Raw genomic sequence first — 15,009 nt, forward strand, 5'->3', positions numbered from 1 at the left:
CCCCCCCACCCTGCGCTTCCTTCAAGCCGGCCGCGAGCCGGGCCACCGTGGGGGCCTGGAGCACCGCGCTCAATTCCAACTGCGCGCCCAGCACGCGGCGCACCCGGGCCACGAGCTGGGTGGCGAACAGCGAGTGCCCTCCCAATTCGAACAGGTTGTCATCGCGCCCCACGCGCTCCATCCCGAGCAGTGCCGCGGCGATCGCCGCCAGCGCCACTTCGCCGGGCGACTCCGGCGGCTGGTAGCCCGTCCGCTCCGCGCGTGGGGGGCGGGGCAGCCGCGCCCGGTCCACCTTGCCGCTGGTGTTCAGGGGCCAGGCCTCCACCACGACCACGACATCCGGCACCAGGTAGCCGGGCAGTCGGCGGCGAAGCTCCGCGCGCACCGCGTCGCCGGACAGGGCCACGCCGGTGACGGGCATCACGTAGCCCAGCAGGCGCTCCCGCGTGTCGTCGATGAGGGCGACCGCGTCCCGCACGTCCGGCAGCGCGGCCAGGGCCGCTTCCACCTGGCCCAGCTCGATGCGCGCGCCGCGAATCTTCACCTGGTCGTCGCGCCGGCCCAGGAACTCCAGCGTGCCGTCCGGCAACCACCGACCCAGGTCGCCGCTGCGGTACAGCCGCCCTCCCGCCACCGGACCGAACGCATCCGGAATGAACCGCTCGGCGGTCAGGGCGCTCCGGCCCAGATACCCGCGCCCGACGCCTTCCCCACCAATGCACAGCTCGCCCGGCACCCCGTCTGGGACCAGGCGCAGGTGCTCGTCGAGGATGACCACGTGGTCGTTGGAGAGGGGGCGGCCAATGGGCACGCGCTCCCCTTCCACGGCGTGCACTTCCTGGAGCGTGCTGGCCACCGTGACCTCCGTCGGGCCGTAGCCGTTGACGAAGCGGTGGTGTGCTCCCCACTGCCGGGCCGTCTCCGGAAGACACACGTCTCCAGTGCTCATCACCACCTGGAGGTCGGGGAAGCCGCCCGGTTGCAGCGTGCGCAGGACCGTCGCGGGCAGCACCGCGTGGGTGATGCGCCGGTCCACCAGCACGTGGGCCAGCGGCGCTCCGGAGAGCGGCGACGCATCCAGCGTCTCCAGCCGGCCTCCGTTGGGCAGCGCCATCAGCAGGTCGAACAGGGAGGCATCGAACGACGGGTGGAAGAACTGCAGCACCCGCGTGTCCGGCCCCAACGCGCCCAGGAAGTCCCGCTGCGCATGGAGGAGGTTGGCGACCCCGCGATGCTCGGTCATCACCAGCTTGGGCTCGCCCGTCGAACCCGACGTGCAGATGATGTACGCGAGATCCTCCGGGACGAGCGCCGTGTCCTCCACGGCCGCCGCGCCGGAGCCCACGTCGGCCCCCGACTCCAGGAAGGGCACCCCCGGCACCTCGCTGGCTGGCGAGCCCACCACGAGCACCGCGCCGACCCTGTGGACGATGTCCTCGCGCCACGCCTGGGGGTGTGACGGCGCCAGGGGCAGGTAGGCCGCACCCGCACGCCAGACGGCGATGGCGAGTTCGACGAAGGCAGGGCCCCGCTCCAGCACCACCGCGACCACGTCTCCGCGCCCGATGCCCCGGGCCCGAAGGCTGGCGGCCAGGGCGCGGGTCCGCTCCTCCAGCCGCGCATAGGTGATGTCAGAGGTCCCATCCGAGAGCGCGACGCGGTCGGCATGCCGCCGGCACTGCGCGTCGATGACGTCCACCACCGACCGCCACGGTCCATGGTCGACCCTGCCGCCCTGCACGCGGGCGGCCTGCGCCCCGGCGTCCAGCCCCTCCCGCACCTCCGCGAGGGTGTGACCTTCGAGCGCCCAGGGACTCTTCAGCCGGAGGCTGGAGAGCAGGCGTTCGTACTCGGTTCCTGTCACCAGGGCGGACGGGGGCGTAGGGGGCAAGGGGGCTCCTGGAAGCAATGACACACATCGCGGCTGCCGCGCGGAGAGTCCGTCCGGCATAGCTCACTTCCCCGGACCTCTAACACGTGAAAATCCACTGCGACGGCCTCGAATGGATCCGGGCCTTGTCTTGGGGACGCCACGGCTTTATATAACCAGAAGGTCATGGAACCCATCGGTTATAGAACCCCCTCCCCGGGGCGCCTCGACGCCACCTTCGCCGCGCTCGCGGATCCCACGCGCCGGGCCATCCTGGACCGGCTCGCGTCGGGTGAGGCCTCGGTGAGCGAGCTGGCCGAGCCGTTCGCCATGAGCCAGCCCGCCATCTCGAAGCACCTCAAGGTGCTGGAGCGTGCGGGGCTGATTTCACGGGGCCGGGATGCGCAGCGCAGGCCCCGCCGGCTCGAAGCCGCGCCGCTCGCGGAGGCCACTGGCTGGTTGGAGCACTACCGCCAGTTCTGGGAGGAGAACTACCAGGCGCTGGACGCCCTGCTCGAGGATTTGAAGGCGCGGGAAGCGCGGCCCTCCACTTCACGCAAGAGAAAGAAGCAGCCATGAGGAACACGGGAAAGCTGAAGATCTCCACCCCGAGCGAGCTTGAACTCACGATGACGCGGGTCTTCAACGCGCCCCGCCGCCAGGTCTTCGACGCGCACACGAAGCCGGAGCTGCTCAAGCGCTGGCTCGGGGTGCACCGGGGCTGGTCGATGGCGGTCTGCGACATCGACCTGCGGGTGGGCGGCGCCTACCGCTACGTCTGGCGGGGACCGGACCGCGAGGACATGGGCGTGAGCGGGGTCTTCCGCGAAATCGTCGCGCCCGAGCGGCTGGTGAATACCGAGCGGTTCGACGACGCCTGGTACACGGGCGAGTCGCTGAACACGTTGTTGCTCATCGAGGAGGGCGGGAAGACGACGCTCACGACCACGATGCGCTTCGAGTCGAAGGAGGCCCGCGACGAAGTGCTGCGCTCGCCCATGGAGGGGGGCGTGGCCTCGGGCTACGACACGCTCGAGCAACTGCTTTCATCCCAGATGCAGTCCTCTCACGACCAGGAGCTGACAATGATTGACACCCCGAGAATCCTCCAGACGGAAGCGCAGCTCACCGCGCTCATCCACGTCACCGTTCCCCGCGCCGAAATCCAGCAGGTCATGGGGCCGGGCATCTCCGAGCTGATGGCCACGGTGGCTGGGCAGGGCATCAAGCCCGCGGGGCCGTGGTTCACGCACCACCTGCGCATCACCCCCGAAGAATTCGACTTCGAGATCGGCATCCCCGTCACGACGCCGGTCAAGGCCGCGGGCCGCGTCAAGCCTGGCCTTTGGCCCGCGATGAAGGTCGCGCGCGCCGTCTACCAGGGCCCCTACGAGGGCATGGGCCCGGCCTGGGGCGAGTTCGAGGCCTGGCTGAAGCAGCAGGGGCTCCAGCCGGCCCAGGACCTCTGGGAGGTCTACGTCACGGGCCCGGAGTCGGGTCCGGACCCGAAGACGTGGCGCACGGAGTTCAACCGGCCCCTCATCGACTGACGGGGCCGGACGGCTTCATGGCCCGTTGCTCTTGGATTCGTTGAAGACCTTCGCGCCAAACAGCTTGGTCGCCTCCCTCGCATCATCGCAAATGGCCGAGCAGGACTCGGTGGCACCGGGCGAGCGGCAATCGTTGGTGACGTTTCCGTTCGCGTCGTAGATGGGCCAATGCAGGTTGATGCAGGTGTTGGCCTGCAACGTCTTCCAGCGCCAGTGACTCAGGCACGCGGCGCCATTCGTCTTCCACCCGGCCTCGAACGTCATGCTCACCGCGGGGATGGGATTGGCGGGAGGCGGATTGATGGTGGGCGTCAGGTCATCCCACAGGCGGATGGGGGTGCCGTCGTTGGTGTAGGAATCACCGGCGCCGCAGTAGTCCGCTCGCGCCATGCGGGTGCAGGCCCAGTGCGCCTGCGTCACAGGGCCCGCCTGGGCGCCATCCAGCCACGGCTTGTAGCCCCAGCGGTAGCACTTGGAGATGACGGCGTAGTCGCACGCCAGCGTGAAGGCGGCGGTGCTCTCCGTGCGGACACCGAGGTCGTCGTAGAGCCCCCGCACCGGCACGACCAGGGCCTCCCCGCCGTTCGGAACCGGGTTGTTGTCGCAGATGTTGGACAGCGGTTGCGCCCCCAGGGCCCGCACGCGGTACAGGAAGGTGGAGCCGCTCGGGTCCCAAGTGCCAGGGGACTCCGTGGTGGCGACGTTCATGGCGTTGACGGCGGCCGTCACCTCCAGGGTGCCCGTGCCGCTCGCCGGATGCATCAGGAGGCCCACCAACTGCGTCCCCCGCAGCTTCTGCTGCGTCGCGGGGAACTCGCCCTTGTTGACGCTGGGGGTGAGGCTCCAGGCCTCCCCCGGCGTGTAGGCGCCGGCGAGCACCGTGTAGACGCCACTGGCTGGGCAATTGAAGACCGCGTTGGGGCACGTCTCCGAAGCACAGACCGGAGCCCCCGTGGCGATGTGATTCGCGTCCTGGTGCTCACAGGACTTCTCATCCGCGCAGACCCGCATCACGGGCTCGCCCGTACAGCTTCCAGGATGGCGGATATTGCAGATGCCGCCACCGCTGCTCAGCGTCACCCGCACGCCTGGAGTGCAGGTGCCATGTCCCAACACCGTCAGGCCACAGGAGCGGTCCGGCCCGCTCGAGCCCGGCATCGCGCAGTTCTCGAGGCTGGACGTGGTGGTTTGCAACCGCAGCGTCAGGTCCGCGACGAGTTCCCCCTTGTCCAGCTCCAGGGTCACGGGCCGCCGCTGCCCGTCCCGGAGGAAGGCGGCGTTCGCGAAGGCGATGCTCCCATGGGTGGTGCCGTGCAGTTGCCTGCCCTGGGAGTGGGAGCCGTCGTTCCCGTCCGCGAAGTCCTGCGTCACCAGGACGGGCGCCGGCAGGTCATCCTCCGGCGCGGGAACACCGCAGGCGACGAAGAACCCGACGGACAGACAGGCGGGGAGCAGGCGGAAGATCGATTTCAAGGAAGGAACCTCGTTCCAGGGGAGATGACGGAACACAAAGCAGCCGGCGTGCCAGGGCTCGCGAGGCGGGAAGGGGAAACGCGGGCGGCCCTTGCTGGCAGGACCGGCCGGCAAGTCTTGCCGGGGTCTGGCGGAGCTTGCCGTGACGGAGGCGTCAGAAGCGCGGCGTGGCGCAGACGCGCATGCCCATGAGGGCTTCGCGCTGGGTGGGCTCCACCACGTCCCGGTTCGAGGAGTGCGCGCTCAGGTCGCTCTGGTACCAGCTCCCGCCCTGGGCCGAAGGCTGGCCGGGGACCACGTCCGAGCGCGTCCACTCCCACACGTTGCCGGCCAGGTCGTCCACGCCGAAGGGGCTGCGCGAGCGCGGGTGGCTGCCCACCTCGTCCGGGCCGAAGCCCTGGGGTTCCCGGCCATAGGTGCGGTCGACGTTGGCGTCGTCCGCCTCCAGCCCGTCGCCTCCGGGGTAGCGGCGCCCATCCGCGCCCCGGGCCGCCCGCTCCCATTCCCGCTCCGTGCACAGGCGCGCACCGGGCACCTGGCCGGTGCGGTCCAGCCAGGCGACATACGCCTGCGCATCCTCGAAGGAGATGGCGGACACCGGGAAGCGGCGCCAGTCCTGCACCGCGCGCCGGTCCCGCTTCCCGTAGCGCACGGGCTCCCCTTCCCTCACGCGGTAGCGCGCCGAGGCCGGGCTCAACTCCAGACGCCAGCGGCCGTCGGCCTCCTCCACCAGTTCCACCACAGTGAGGCTCTGCCGGTTGCCGGGCCGGCGCAGGGCGCGCTCCTTCGCGGACAGCGACGCGAGGAAGGCGATGTAGTCACCGAACGTCACCTCGTGCCGCGCGATGAGGAAGCCTTCCGTCCGCGTCTCATGCAGGGGCGCGGCGAAGAAGAAGTTCTGCCGCAGGTATTCGCTCTCCGATGCGCCCAGGAGGAAGCGGCCAGGGGGCACGTAGACGAAGCCGTCGGGCACCGCGGACGCGGGCGGCAGCTTCAGGTCCAGCGTCAGGGCTTCTCCGGGGCGAAGCAGCACGGGGGCGCGCACGGGGGCGCGGCCGGGGGCTTCCAGCAGCAGCATGTGCGAGCCCGGTGGGATGCTCGCTTCGCGCACGGGGCCTGCCCCGAGTTCGCGCCCCGGGGAGGCCGCGTCCTCTGGCCCCGGCCCCAGCAGCCGCACGCGCGCGCCCGGCGGCGACGTCACGACCGAGAGGCGCGCGGGCGCGGACAGCTCCGCCCTCCGGGCCCCGGAGACGTCATACAACACGAGGCGATTCAGCCACTGCTCACGCGCTTCGGGTTGCTGGTGGAGCGCCGAGCGGGCCACCCGTTCCGCCAACAGGTCCGCCAGGAAATCCCTCACGGTGGCGCGGCCGGGGTCGAGCCCCCACGCGGTCTCCAGCGCGGACAGGGCCCGCAGCGCTTCGGCTTCCGCGACGCGCTCCACCTCCAGGGCGTGGGCCCACACCTTCTCCGCGGCGTCCCGGTGCTCGCGCCCTGGTGCATCGAAGTGCGCGAACGCGTCCGTCCGCAGCCGCTCCGCTTCCACGTCCGCCGTGTGCGCGGCGACCACGGCGCCCCGGGCGTCGCGCAGTTGCTGGGCGATGCGCGCCTCCAACTGGGCCCTCGCTTGAAGGCGCGTGACGACCACCGCGCCCAGCAGGGCCAGGGGCGCGGCGATGGCGGCCGTCCAGCGCACAGCGCGGCGGCGGCGGGCGACCTGTCGTGAACGGGCGAGGAAGTCCTTCTCCCGCGAGCGTCCGGGCCGTGTGCCCGCGTCGGAGGCCTCGGCGAGCTGGCGTCCTGCGTAGAGCAGCTCCACCGGACGGCCCAGGCGGTCCCACTCGGCGGCGGCGCGCTCCAGGCGGTGGCGGACGGCGCGCCGCTGTTCGTCCTCACCCATCCACCCACGCAGCGTGTCCCAGCCGGTGAGCAGGCTTTCGTGGGCAATCGTGTAGACACCCTCTCCGCCCTCGCCCTCGCCCGCGGTGAGGAGCCGACCCTGGACCAGTCCCTCCAGCACCGAACGCCCCGCCGCGTCGTCCGGGCCCCGCATCAGCTCCGCGACGGTGCGGCGCAGGCGCGTGCCTTCGGGGGTGACGAGCTCCAGGAGCAGCTCGCGGGCGCGGGGACGCTGCTCCGGCCGCAGCCGGGCCACCACGGCGTCCGCGTGACGGGCCAGCGCACCTTCGACTCCGCCCAGGGTCTCCAGGGCCGTGGCGGGGATGAGGCCCCTTTCGCGGTCCCGGGCCTCCCAGAGCGCGGCGAGCGTGAACTGCAACAGCGGCAGGCCGCCTTCCGTGCGGGCCGCGGCGGTGACGAGCGCCTGCTCCAGCTCCGGGGACTCGAAGCGCACGCCCAGCGCGCGGGCCGGGCCGACGACGGCCTCGCGCAGTCCCTGTTCGGACAGGGCTCGCAGCAGGTGCAGCGCGCGAGGCACCTCCTCGCCCAGGCCGGGCAGGGCCACCAGCCGGGTGAGACAGTCGCTGCGCGCGGTGGCCAGCACCCGCGTCCGGGGCGCGCGGCGCACCACCAACGCCAGCTCCTCGGAGAGACGCGCCGCCTGGGCGGGCTCCGAGAAGGTGACGAGCTCCTCGAGCTGATCGACGAAGAGCAGCACCTGGGGTGCATGGGCGGGGCGGCGGCGCAGGGCTCGCGCCAGAGCGCCGCCCTCCTCGGCCTCCACGGTCGCGAGCAGCGAATCAGCCGACACGTCGAGCAGTGGGGCCAGGGCCTCCACCAGCGATTCCAACGGGCGACGGCCCGGCGTGCAGGAGACGACGGCCCACGCCGACCCGCGCGCCCCGGACTCCAAGCCAGCAGCGAGGGCGGGCAGGATGCCCGCGCGGCACAGCGACGACTTGCCCACGCCCGAGTCGCCCGCGAGCAGGACGAAGGCATCGCCGCGCAGGCGGTCCAGCACTTCGCGCACTTCGCTTTCGCGGCCGAAGAAGACGCCCCGGTGCGCGGCCTCGAAGGGCTGGAGGCCCCGGTAGGGATTGCCGGTGGGCAGCGAACCCGCGCGAGTGGTCAGGCTCAGCGCTTCGAGGGCTTCGCGCAGGGCGTCGCCGGAAGCGAACCGGTGGGCGGGGTTCAAAGCCAGACACCGGTCCACCACGGCCGCCAGCCCCGGAGGAAGCGCGGGCGCCACGTCTGCGAGCGAGCGCGGGGGCTGCTCCTCCACCGCGCGACCCAAGGCTTCCACGGGCACGCCGTCGTGGGGGGCCACGCCCGCGCACAGTTCATAGAGCAGCACGCCCAGCGCGTAGACATCACTGGCCCGGCTCGCGGGTTCACCGCGCCAGAGTTCGGGGGCCAGATAGAGCGGAGTGCCCGCGAGCGCGGCGGGAACCGGCGCGGGGTCGGGTCCACCGGTCGCGGGGACCGCGGCGTCACCCTGCGCGGTGGGTTGAGGGTGAGAGCCCCGCGCCGCACGAGTGCCGTCCTGCGCCCTATCGTCAGACACGGAGGGCAGCGGAAGGAGGTCTTGCGTCGCCCGTGGCCCAGCTTGAGTGCTGTCACCAGACACGGAGGGCAGCGGCCGGAAGTCTTGCGTCGCTCGCGTCCCTGCCTGCGCGCTGTCATCAGCTACGGAACTCAGTGGAAGGAAGTCTCGCGTCGCTCGCGTTCCCGCCTGCGCATTGTCACCAGACACGGAGGGCAGCGGCCGGAAGTCTTGCGTCGCTCGCGTCCCCGCCTGCGTGCTGTCATCAGCTACGGAACTCAGTGGAAGGAAGTCTCGCGTCGCTCGCGCCCCTTCCTTCGGCCTGTCACCAGACACGGAGGGCAGAGGCCGGAAGTCTTGTGTCGCACGCGCGCTCGCCTGCGCATCACCCGCCTCTTCCGACAAGGAGGACAAAGCCTCCGAGGCGTTCGTCAACGGTCGCGGGTCAGCAGTCGCTCCCGGAGGCCGTCGTTCCACGGTGTCCCGCGCCGTGCCAGCACTGTCTTCCGCCGCCCCTTTCTCCGAGGGAGCCGCGGGCTCCGTCCACACGCCCCACTCCGCGAGCCCGAAGTCGAGCAGCTTCACCTCGCCGTCCTCCGACAGCACGGCGTTCGCGGGCTTGAGGTCGCGGTGGAGGATGCCCCGGCGGTGGGCTGCGGCCAGGCCTCGCGCCAGGTCGATGCCGAGCCGCAGCGCCAGTCCGCCCTCCACCGGTCGGGCCAACTGGTCGAGCGACTCTCCCCGGATCAGCTCGGACACGAGATACGGCTGGCCGCGCACCTCGCCCACGCGGTGGATGGCCACCACGTTGGGATGCTGGAGCCGGGCGATGGCGCGCGCCTCCTGGAAGAACCTCGCCCGGGCTGCCGCATCCGGCAGCCGACCCGCGGGCGTGGCGATGAACTTCACCGCCACCTGCCGGTCCAACAGCGTGTCCTGCGCCAGGAACACCTGCCCCATCGCCCCATGCCCCAGGGGACGCAGCAGCCGGTACTCCTCGAACTCGCGCGGAGGCTCCAACAGCGGCCCGGGAGGCGAGCTCATTCGTCCTCGGGCCCCCGGCGTCCGGGACGCACCTGCACACCCAACTGCTTCAGCTTGAAGGAGAAGGTCCGGATCGGCATGCCGATGAGCGCCGCGGCCTTCGTCTGCACCCCGTCCGACGCCTCCAGCGCCTCCAGCATCCGGCGGCGCTCCAGTTCCCGCAGTTCCTGCGCCAATGGCGGACGCGCCCCCGCCGAGGCCACCGCCACGGCACGGCCCGCCTCCGGCGCGGGCTCCGCCCCGGCAGGCACCGGGGCCGTCCCCTTGCGTCCCATCATGCGGGGAGGAAGGTGGTGCGGCTCCACCACGTCCCCCGCCACCGCCGCGGCGACGTAGTCCATCAGGTTGCGCAGCTCGCGCACGTTGCCGGGCCACGCATGGCGCGACAGCGCATGCAGCGTGTCCGAAGCCAGCACCAGTTCCTGCCGGCCCAATGCCAGACACGCGCGCGCCAGGAAGTCGCGCGCCAGCAACGGCACCTCCCGGGGGCGCTCCCTCAAGGGCGGCAGCAACACCGTGGCCGCGCCCAGGCGGAAGTACAGGTCCTGACGGAATCGCCCGGCCGCCACCTCCGCCTCCAGGTCGCGGTGCGTGGCGGCCACCACGCGCAGGTCGATGGGGCGCTCGCGCGTGTCGCCCACGCGCGTGATGCGACGCACCTCCAGCGCACGCAGGAGCTTGGCCTGCGCGGACGGAGGCAGCTCGCCCACCTCGTCGAGGAAGACCGTGCCCCCCTGCGCGCTCTCCAGCAGGCCCGCGCGAGACGTGGTCGCGCCTGTGAAAGCGCCCTTCTCGTTGCCGAACAGCTCGCTCTCCACCAGTCCTTCCGGGAGCGCGGCGCAGTTCACGGCGATGAACGGCCCGGTGCCACGGCGCGACCAGTGATGCACCGCGAACGCCGCGTTCTCCTTGCCCACGCCCGTCTCACCACACACCAGCACCGGCAGCTCGCTGGCCGCCAGCCGGCGCAGGAGCGCGTAGAGCTGGGACATGGCCGGATCCGCCACCAGCACCGAGCGCCCGGCCAGGTCCAGCCGCGTCGCCCCTTCGGCCGCCGCCGCCGCCCGTCCCGGCTTCGCGGCCTGCGCCGCCGTGCGCGCGACCGCCACCAGCGTGTCCGCGTCACAGCCATCCGTAGGACAGGCCGCCGTGCCCAGCCGGGCCCGGGGACACGCCGCCAGCAGCGCCTCCACGCGCTCGCCGAACCCCTCCTCGCCCGGCTCGCCGGACACCTCTGGAAGCACGCACAACAGGTGCGCGGCATCCAGCCACCCCACGGCCTCGGCCGGCCCCGCCTCCGCCGTCAGCAGGGCCTCCACCGACTCCCGGCTCGCGGAGACGGAGTCGGGCAGCGCGAGCACCAGCACCGACAGCGGCCGGCCGTAGCGCAGCGCGCGGTCCACCTCCTCGCGCAGGTGCACCATCAACCGCTCGGACTCCAGCGTGCGCCGGACCGCCACCAACCGGACGCGGGCGCGCACCACCGCCACCACCCCGCCAAAGGACAGCACGTCCCCGGACAAGAGCAGGTGCGCCCCCTCCACCTGCCGGCCATTGACGGACGTCCCGTTGTGGCTGCCCAGGTCCACGACGCGCGCCCCCTCCTCCGTCACCAGGATGCGGGCATGCCGCCGGGAAACACTTTCATCCTTCAGGCGCAGGTCCGCCGTTTCGTCGCGGCCCACCAGCACCGTGCCCTCGTCAGGCAGCGTGAAGCGCCACGACGAATCGCCCTCCATCACCAGGAGGTAGGCGGCACCGGAGTCCGGAGGCTCCCCTCCCCCCGTTGCGAGGGGCCGGGTCTCGCGGGCGCTGGGAATCGGGAAGGACATCGCGCGAATTCCCATGCTGTCACGTTCCCTCCCGGGAGGACAGCCTGGGTGACGGGAAGGGGTGCGCCCCCGCCCCAACCGTGGGCCCTTCATCGGCGTGACGTCATCGGCAGGCGTTCGCCGGGACGCGACAGGTAGATGCGCGACACCGCGCGGCCCTGCACCTGCGCGGGGCGCAGGACCATCTGGCCGCGCAGCTCCGGCAGCTCCATCAGGGTGGGAAGCAGCTCCGCGCGGGACGCGGGCGTGTCGTGCTCCACCTCCAGAACGCACACCCGGGCGCGGCAGTCCACGCGGGTGAGGTGCGCACCCGCGAGCGTCGGCGACTGGAAGGCCCGGGCCACGGCGGACTCGGTGCCCCGGGTCCACTCCGGGTCGCGGGCTTCGGTGTTCGCCGCCGATTCCAGTTCCGCCTCCGCCTCCACCTGCCGCTCCGCCCGGGCCGCCTGCGCCGCGGCACGCTGTGCCTCCACCTGCTCAGGCATCGGCGGTGAAGCAGACTCCTGGGGTGTTACGCCCGTTCCCGGGACGGCCGCCACCGCGCTTCCCCCCGTCTGCCGCACCTGCGCGGAGAGGCGGCCCTGGCCCTGGCGCAGCGTCTCCAGCTCGACGCGCAGCGCTTGAAGCTCTCGCGACACATCCGCTGGCGTGCCGGTCGGGGCTTGCGACATGGGCGGCGTCGCCGAGTCCCCCTCTTTCAGACTCCAACCCACGGCGGCGGTCGCGAAGACCGCGGCCCCTGCCAGCACCTTCCAGCGGATGTCTCGCATGGGAATTACTCCGCGACCGTGAAGCTGGCGAGCACCGACGTGTATTTGGTGCCGGAGCTGTCCGTGTACTGGCCGGGGATGACGCAGCGGAGGGCGATGTAGCCGTTGATGTTCGCGAACACCGACGACATGTTGATGGACACGAGCTTGTGGTTCGCCGTGTCCGCGCCGCTGGTACAACCGGAGCCGGTGGCGATGGTCGTGCCGTCCGCCTCGGACACGGTGGCGTAGCAGCACACGTTCTCCGTCAGGTGCGGATCCAACGCGGTGAAGGTGACGGTGACGTCCTCGTTGAAGTACGGCGCGACGACGTTGCGCTGCACCGGACACACCACCTCCGTGGTGCTCGCCGTCGGGTTGAGGATGCGGCCGCTGCGGAAGGTCGTCGGCGTGCTGAAGCCGGACACGGGGGTGCACAGCGCGCCGGCATAGCTGACCGAATCCGCCGCCGCGGGCAGGGCGCCCAGCAGCGCGAGGGCAACGATGGACTTCGACAGCAACGTGCGGGTCTTCATCATGGGAATGGGTCCTTGTGGCGTGCCCTCGCGCGGCGCCGCTGCATGCGGGCCGGCCTGGGCTGGCGGGAACCCGGTAGAGCAACCGCGGTGCCAACGGGCGCTTCCCTCTGCGAGGACCCCAGGCCCGGCAAGCCCTGCCGTGAAAATGGGCGGCAAGGCTTGCCAGGGTCCGGCAGCGGTTGCCGACGCGTCACCTCACCGGGGACTGCACACCGTGGCGCCTTCGTTCCAGATGGTCACATTGCCCACCGGGGACACGGAGCAGAAGGAACCACAGCAGTCCTCGTTGGACCGGCACTGCGAGCCCAGCGGCCGGCAGGTGAAGTGCGGCGGCGTGCTCAGCGCGGTGGTGACGGTCTGCCAGGGGATGCCCGGACCGGACCACGACACCTGCGCGTGGGCATTGCCATACCCCTCGAAGAACTCCATCACCAGGGCATGCGCGCTGTTGGCGGCCAGGGACACGGCGACATCGTGCGTCTGCCCGCCCTCCGCCTCCATCCAGTTGTCCACCAGCAGCGCGCCATCCAGCCACAGGCGCACGCCGTCCTCCGTGGAGGTGCGCAGCGTGTATGTGCCGGTGGTCGGCGCCGTCAGCGTGGCGGACCAGCGCGCGGACCAGCGATCCGCGGGCACGCCGGACACAGGAGCCGTGGCGCCCCAGAATGTCCCCACGAAGTTCTCCCGGCGGACGACGGCGCGGTTGTAGAGGAACTCGGAGGTGAAGTACTCGGCCTTCACCCCGGACTGACCTTCTACCACCTCGGGCGTGCACACCGCGTCGCCTTCGTTCCAGATGGTGACGTTGCCCACCGGGAACACGCTGCACGTTCCCGAACGGCACTGGGCGCCCGCCGTGCAGTGGGCGCCCAGCGGACGGGGCAGGGGCAGCGTGGCCGCCTCCAGGCGCGACACGGGAACGCTCTGCCACGGCTGGCTGGCGCTCTGCCACTGGAGCAGCACGGAGGCCAGCGCCTCCGCGTCGAAGAACTCCAGAACCACGCTGGCGGGAATGTCCGCCGCGAGCGCGATGGAGCCGGAGCGCTGTTCGACGGCGGCGTGCTCGAACCAGTCGTCCACCAGCAGCCGGCCGTTGATCCACAGGCGCACGCCCCCGCTGGCGGCGGTGCGGAAGGTGTACGTCTGCGTGAAGGCGGGCGTGACGAACCCTTCGAAGCGCACGCCGAAGAAGTCCGCCGGGATGCCGTCCACGGGCGCGCCCGTCCCGGCATACAGGTCCACGGTGGGCAGGTGGCGCAGCACCGGTACGCCCTGCATCCGGATGTTGGGGAAGAAGCGCGCTGCCACGCCGGGTTCGCTGCTCGCGAACTTCAGGATGACGACATACTGCGCGTTGGTGCCCTGCGCCGGGGAGGCCATGCCGCCGCCCAGGTTCAGCGTCCCCGCGGGCAGGGATTTCACATACACCTTCATCGGCGAGGAGGAGGCAGGCGTGGATGCTGATGGATCATTGGTCGCGAGCACCTCGTCCGTGAGCGCCCACGTGCCATCCGCGAGCCACGCGGGCAGCACCGTGTTGCGCCGGTCCATGGCCACGTAGACGGTGGCGGCGGAGTTCAATCCCAGCCTCACCTGCGACGCCCCTGTGTAGAGCTTGTCGTCATTCGCCGCCTGGAGCAGCACCCCGCCCTGGAGCCGCGAGGACAGGCCGGTGAGCGTGTACGTGCGGTCGATGTAGAGCGGGGTGCCGACCTGCGCGGTGGCGAACGTGTAGGGACGGCCGGTGCCCACGGCCTCCAGGGTGACCAGTCCGTTGCTGGAGGTCAGGCCTTGTGCGTGGGTCACGGCGCTGTCGGAAGTGGATTCAGGCACGGGGCCGCACGCCACCAACGTGGCGAGCACCAGCGTGCACGGGAGCAGGAGACTGCGCATCGGAACGCCTCTTGGAAAAAGGGGCCGGCAGCCTCCGCTGACACCTCCTCCGAGGGAAGGGCGGCGACACAACAAGCATCTGATTCCAGGGAATCTCCGCGTCGGTCGGAACCCGAGCGGCGCCCCCGACACAGGACAGCGACAGCCGCCAGGCGTCCGGGCCCTCCTGACGGGGCGGATGGACGGAGGGGGATATCGAAGGTACAAGGCCGCCGCATGGAGGCCGTACCTTGAAGAAGACCCTCATCACCGAAATTTCGAAGGAATACACCTTCGAGGCCGCGCACCGCCTGCCCCACGTACCCGAGGGGCACAAGTGCTCCCGCGTGCACGGTCACAGCTACCGCATCGAAATCACCCTCCAGGGTCCGCTCCACCCGCAGCTCGGCTGGATCGTCGATTTCGCGGAGATGAATGCCGCGTGGCAGCCACTCCACGCCCAGTTGGACCACCGGCTGCTCAACGACGTGCCCGGACTGGAAAACCCCACGAGCGAGCTGCTGGCCGCGTGGGTCTTCGAGCAGCTCCAGGTCCCCGCGGGCACGCGCATCGCTCGCGTCCGCGTCGCGGAGACCTGCACGTCCTCGTGCACGGTCTTTCCCAAGGAGGACTGACGC

10 protein-coding genes are annotated in these 15,009 nt (G+C 71.4%); 3 read left to right on the forward strand and 7 right to left on the reverse strand.

Annotated features, from left to right (window positions below; genetic code table 11):
- Positions 1-1,891, reverse strand: a 1,891-nt coding sequence (locus D7V88_RS17305) for a non-ribosomal peptide synthetase (RefSeq protein WP_120541767.1), incomplete at its 3' end; no start/stop codon positions are given.
- A 165-nt stretch (positions 1,892-2,056) separates the two neighbouring features.
- On the opposite strand from D7V88_RS17305, the gene D7V88_RS17310 reads away from it, so the two are divergent.
- Positions 2,057-2,449, forward strand: coding sequence for an ArsR/SmtB family transcription factor (locus tag D7V88_RS17310; RefSeq protein WP_120541751.1), 393 nt, complete (start codon positions 2,057-2,059; stop codon positions 2,447-2,449).
- A complete protein-coding gene (locus tag D7V88_RS17315) occupies positions 2,446-3,420 on the forward strand; it encodes an SRPBCC domain-containing protein (RefSeq protein ID WP_120541752.1) in 975 nt (324 codons plus the stop codon). Before D7V88_RS17310 ends, D7V88_RS17315 begins: the two co-directional genes overlap by 4 nt.
- 15 nt (positions 3,421-3,435) lie before the next feature.
- Here the strand turns inward: D7V88_RS17315 and D7V88_RS17320 are convergent, their stop codons facing one another.
- From D7V88_RS17320 to D7V88_RS17345, 6 genes are all read right to left on the reverse strand, one after another.
- Entirely contained in the window at positions 3,436-4,893 is a 1,458-nt protein-coding gene (locus D7V88_RS17320; protein ID WP_120541753.1) for an ADYC domain-containing protein, read from the reverse strand.
- Positions 4,894-5,047: 154 nt separating this feature from the next.
- Complete coding sequence (locus D7V88_RS17325; protein WP_120541754.1) at positions 5,048-9,379, reverse strand: nSTAND1 domain-containing NTPase; 4,332 nt, start codon at positions 9,377-9,379, stop codon at positions 5,048-5,050.
- The gene (locus D7V88_RS17330) at positions 9,376-11,211 is read right to left on the reverse strand and encodes a sigma 54-interacting transcriptional regulator (protein ID WP_208726337.1); all 1,836 of its coding nucleotides are present in this window, start codon (positions 11,209-11,211) and stop codon (positions 9,376-9,378) included. The genes D7V88_RS17325 and D7V88_RS17330 overlap by 4 nt, the downstream gene beginning before the upstream one ends.
- A gap of 89 nt (positions 11,212-11,300) precedes the next feature.
- Positions 11,301-11,981 (reverse strand): hypothetical protein, encoded by a 681-nt coding sequence (locus tag D7V88_RS17335; RefSeq protein ID WP_244238199.1) that lies wholly within the window; start codon positions 11,979-11,981, stop codon positions 11,301-11,303.
- A gap of 5 nt (positions 11,982-11,986) precedes the next feature.
- A complete protein-coding gene (locus D7V88_RS17340; protein WP_120541755.1) occupies positions 11,987-12,499 on the reverse strand; it encodes a hypothetical protein in 513 nt (170 codons plus the stop codon).
- Between the two features lie 195 nt (positions 12,500-12,694).
- Positions 12,695-14,392 (reverse strand): PA14 domain-containing protein, encoded by a 1,698-nt coding sequence (locus tag D7V88_RS17345; protein ID WP_120541756.1) that lies wholly within the window; start codon positions 14,390-14,392, stop codon positions 12,695-12,697.
- Between the two features lie 230 nt (positions 14,393-14,622).
- Between D7V88_RS17345 and queD the strand changes: the two genes are divergently transcribed.
- A complete protein-coding gene (gene queD / locus D7V88_RS17350) occupies positions 14,623-15,006 on the forward strand; it encodes a 6-carboxytetrahydropterin synthase QueD (protein WP_120541757.1) in 384 nt (127 codons plus the stop codon).
- Positions 15,007-15,009: the final 3 nt, after the last annotated feature.

Origin of the sequence: Corallococcus terminator (assembly GCF_003611635.1) — a bacterium.
Classification (GTDB): Bacteria; Myxococcota; Myxococcia; order Myxococcales; family Myxococcaceae; genus Corallococcus; species Corallococcus terminator.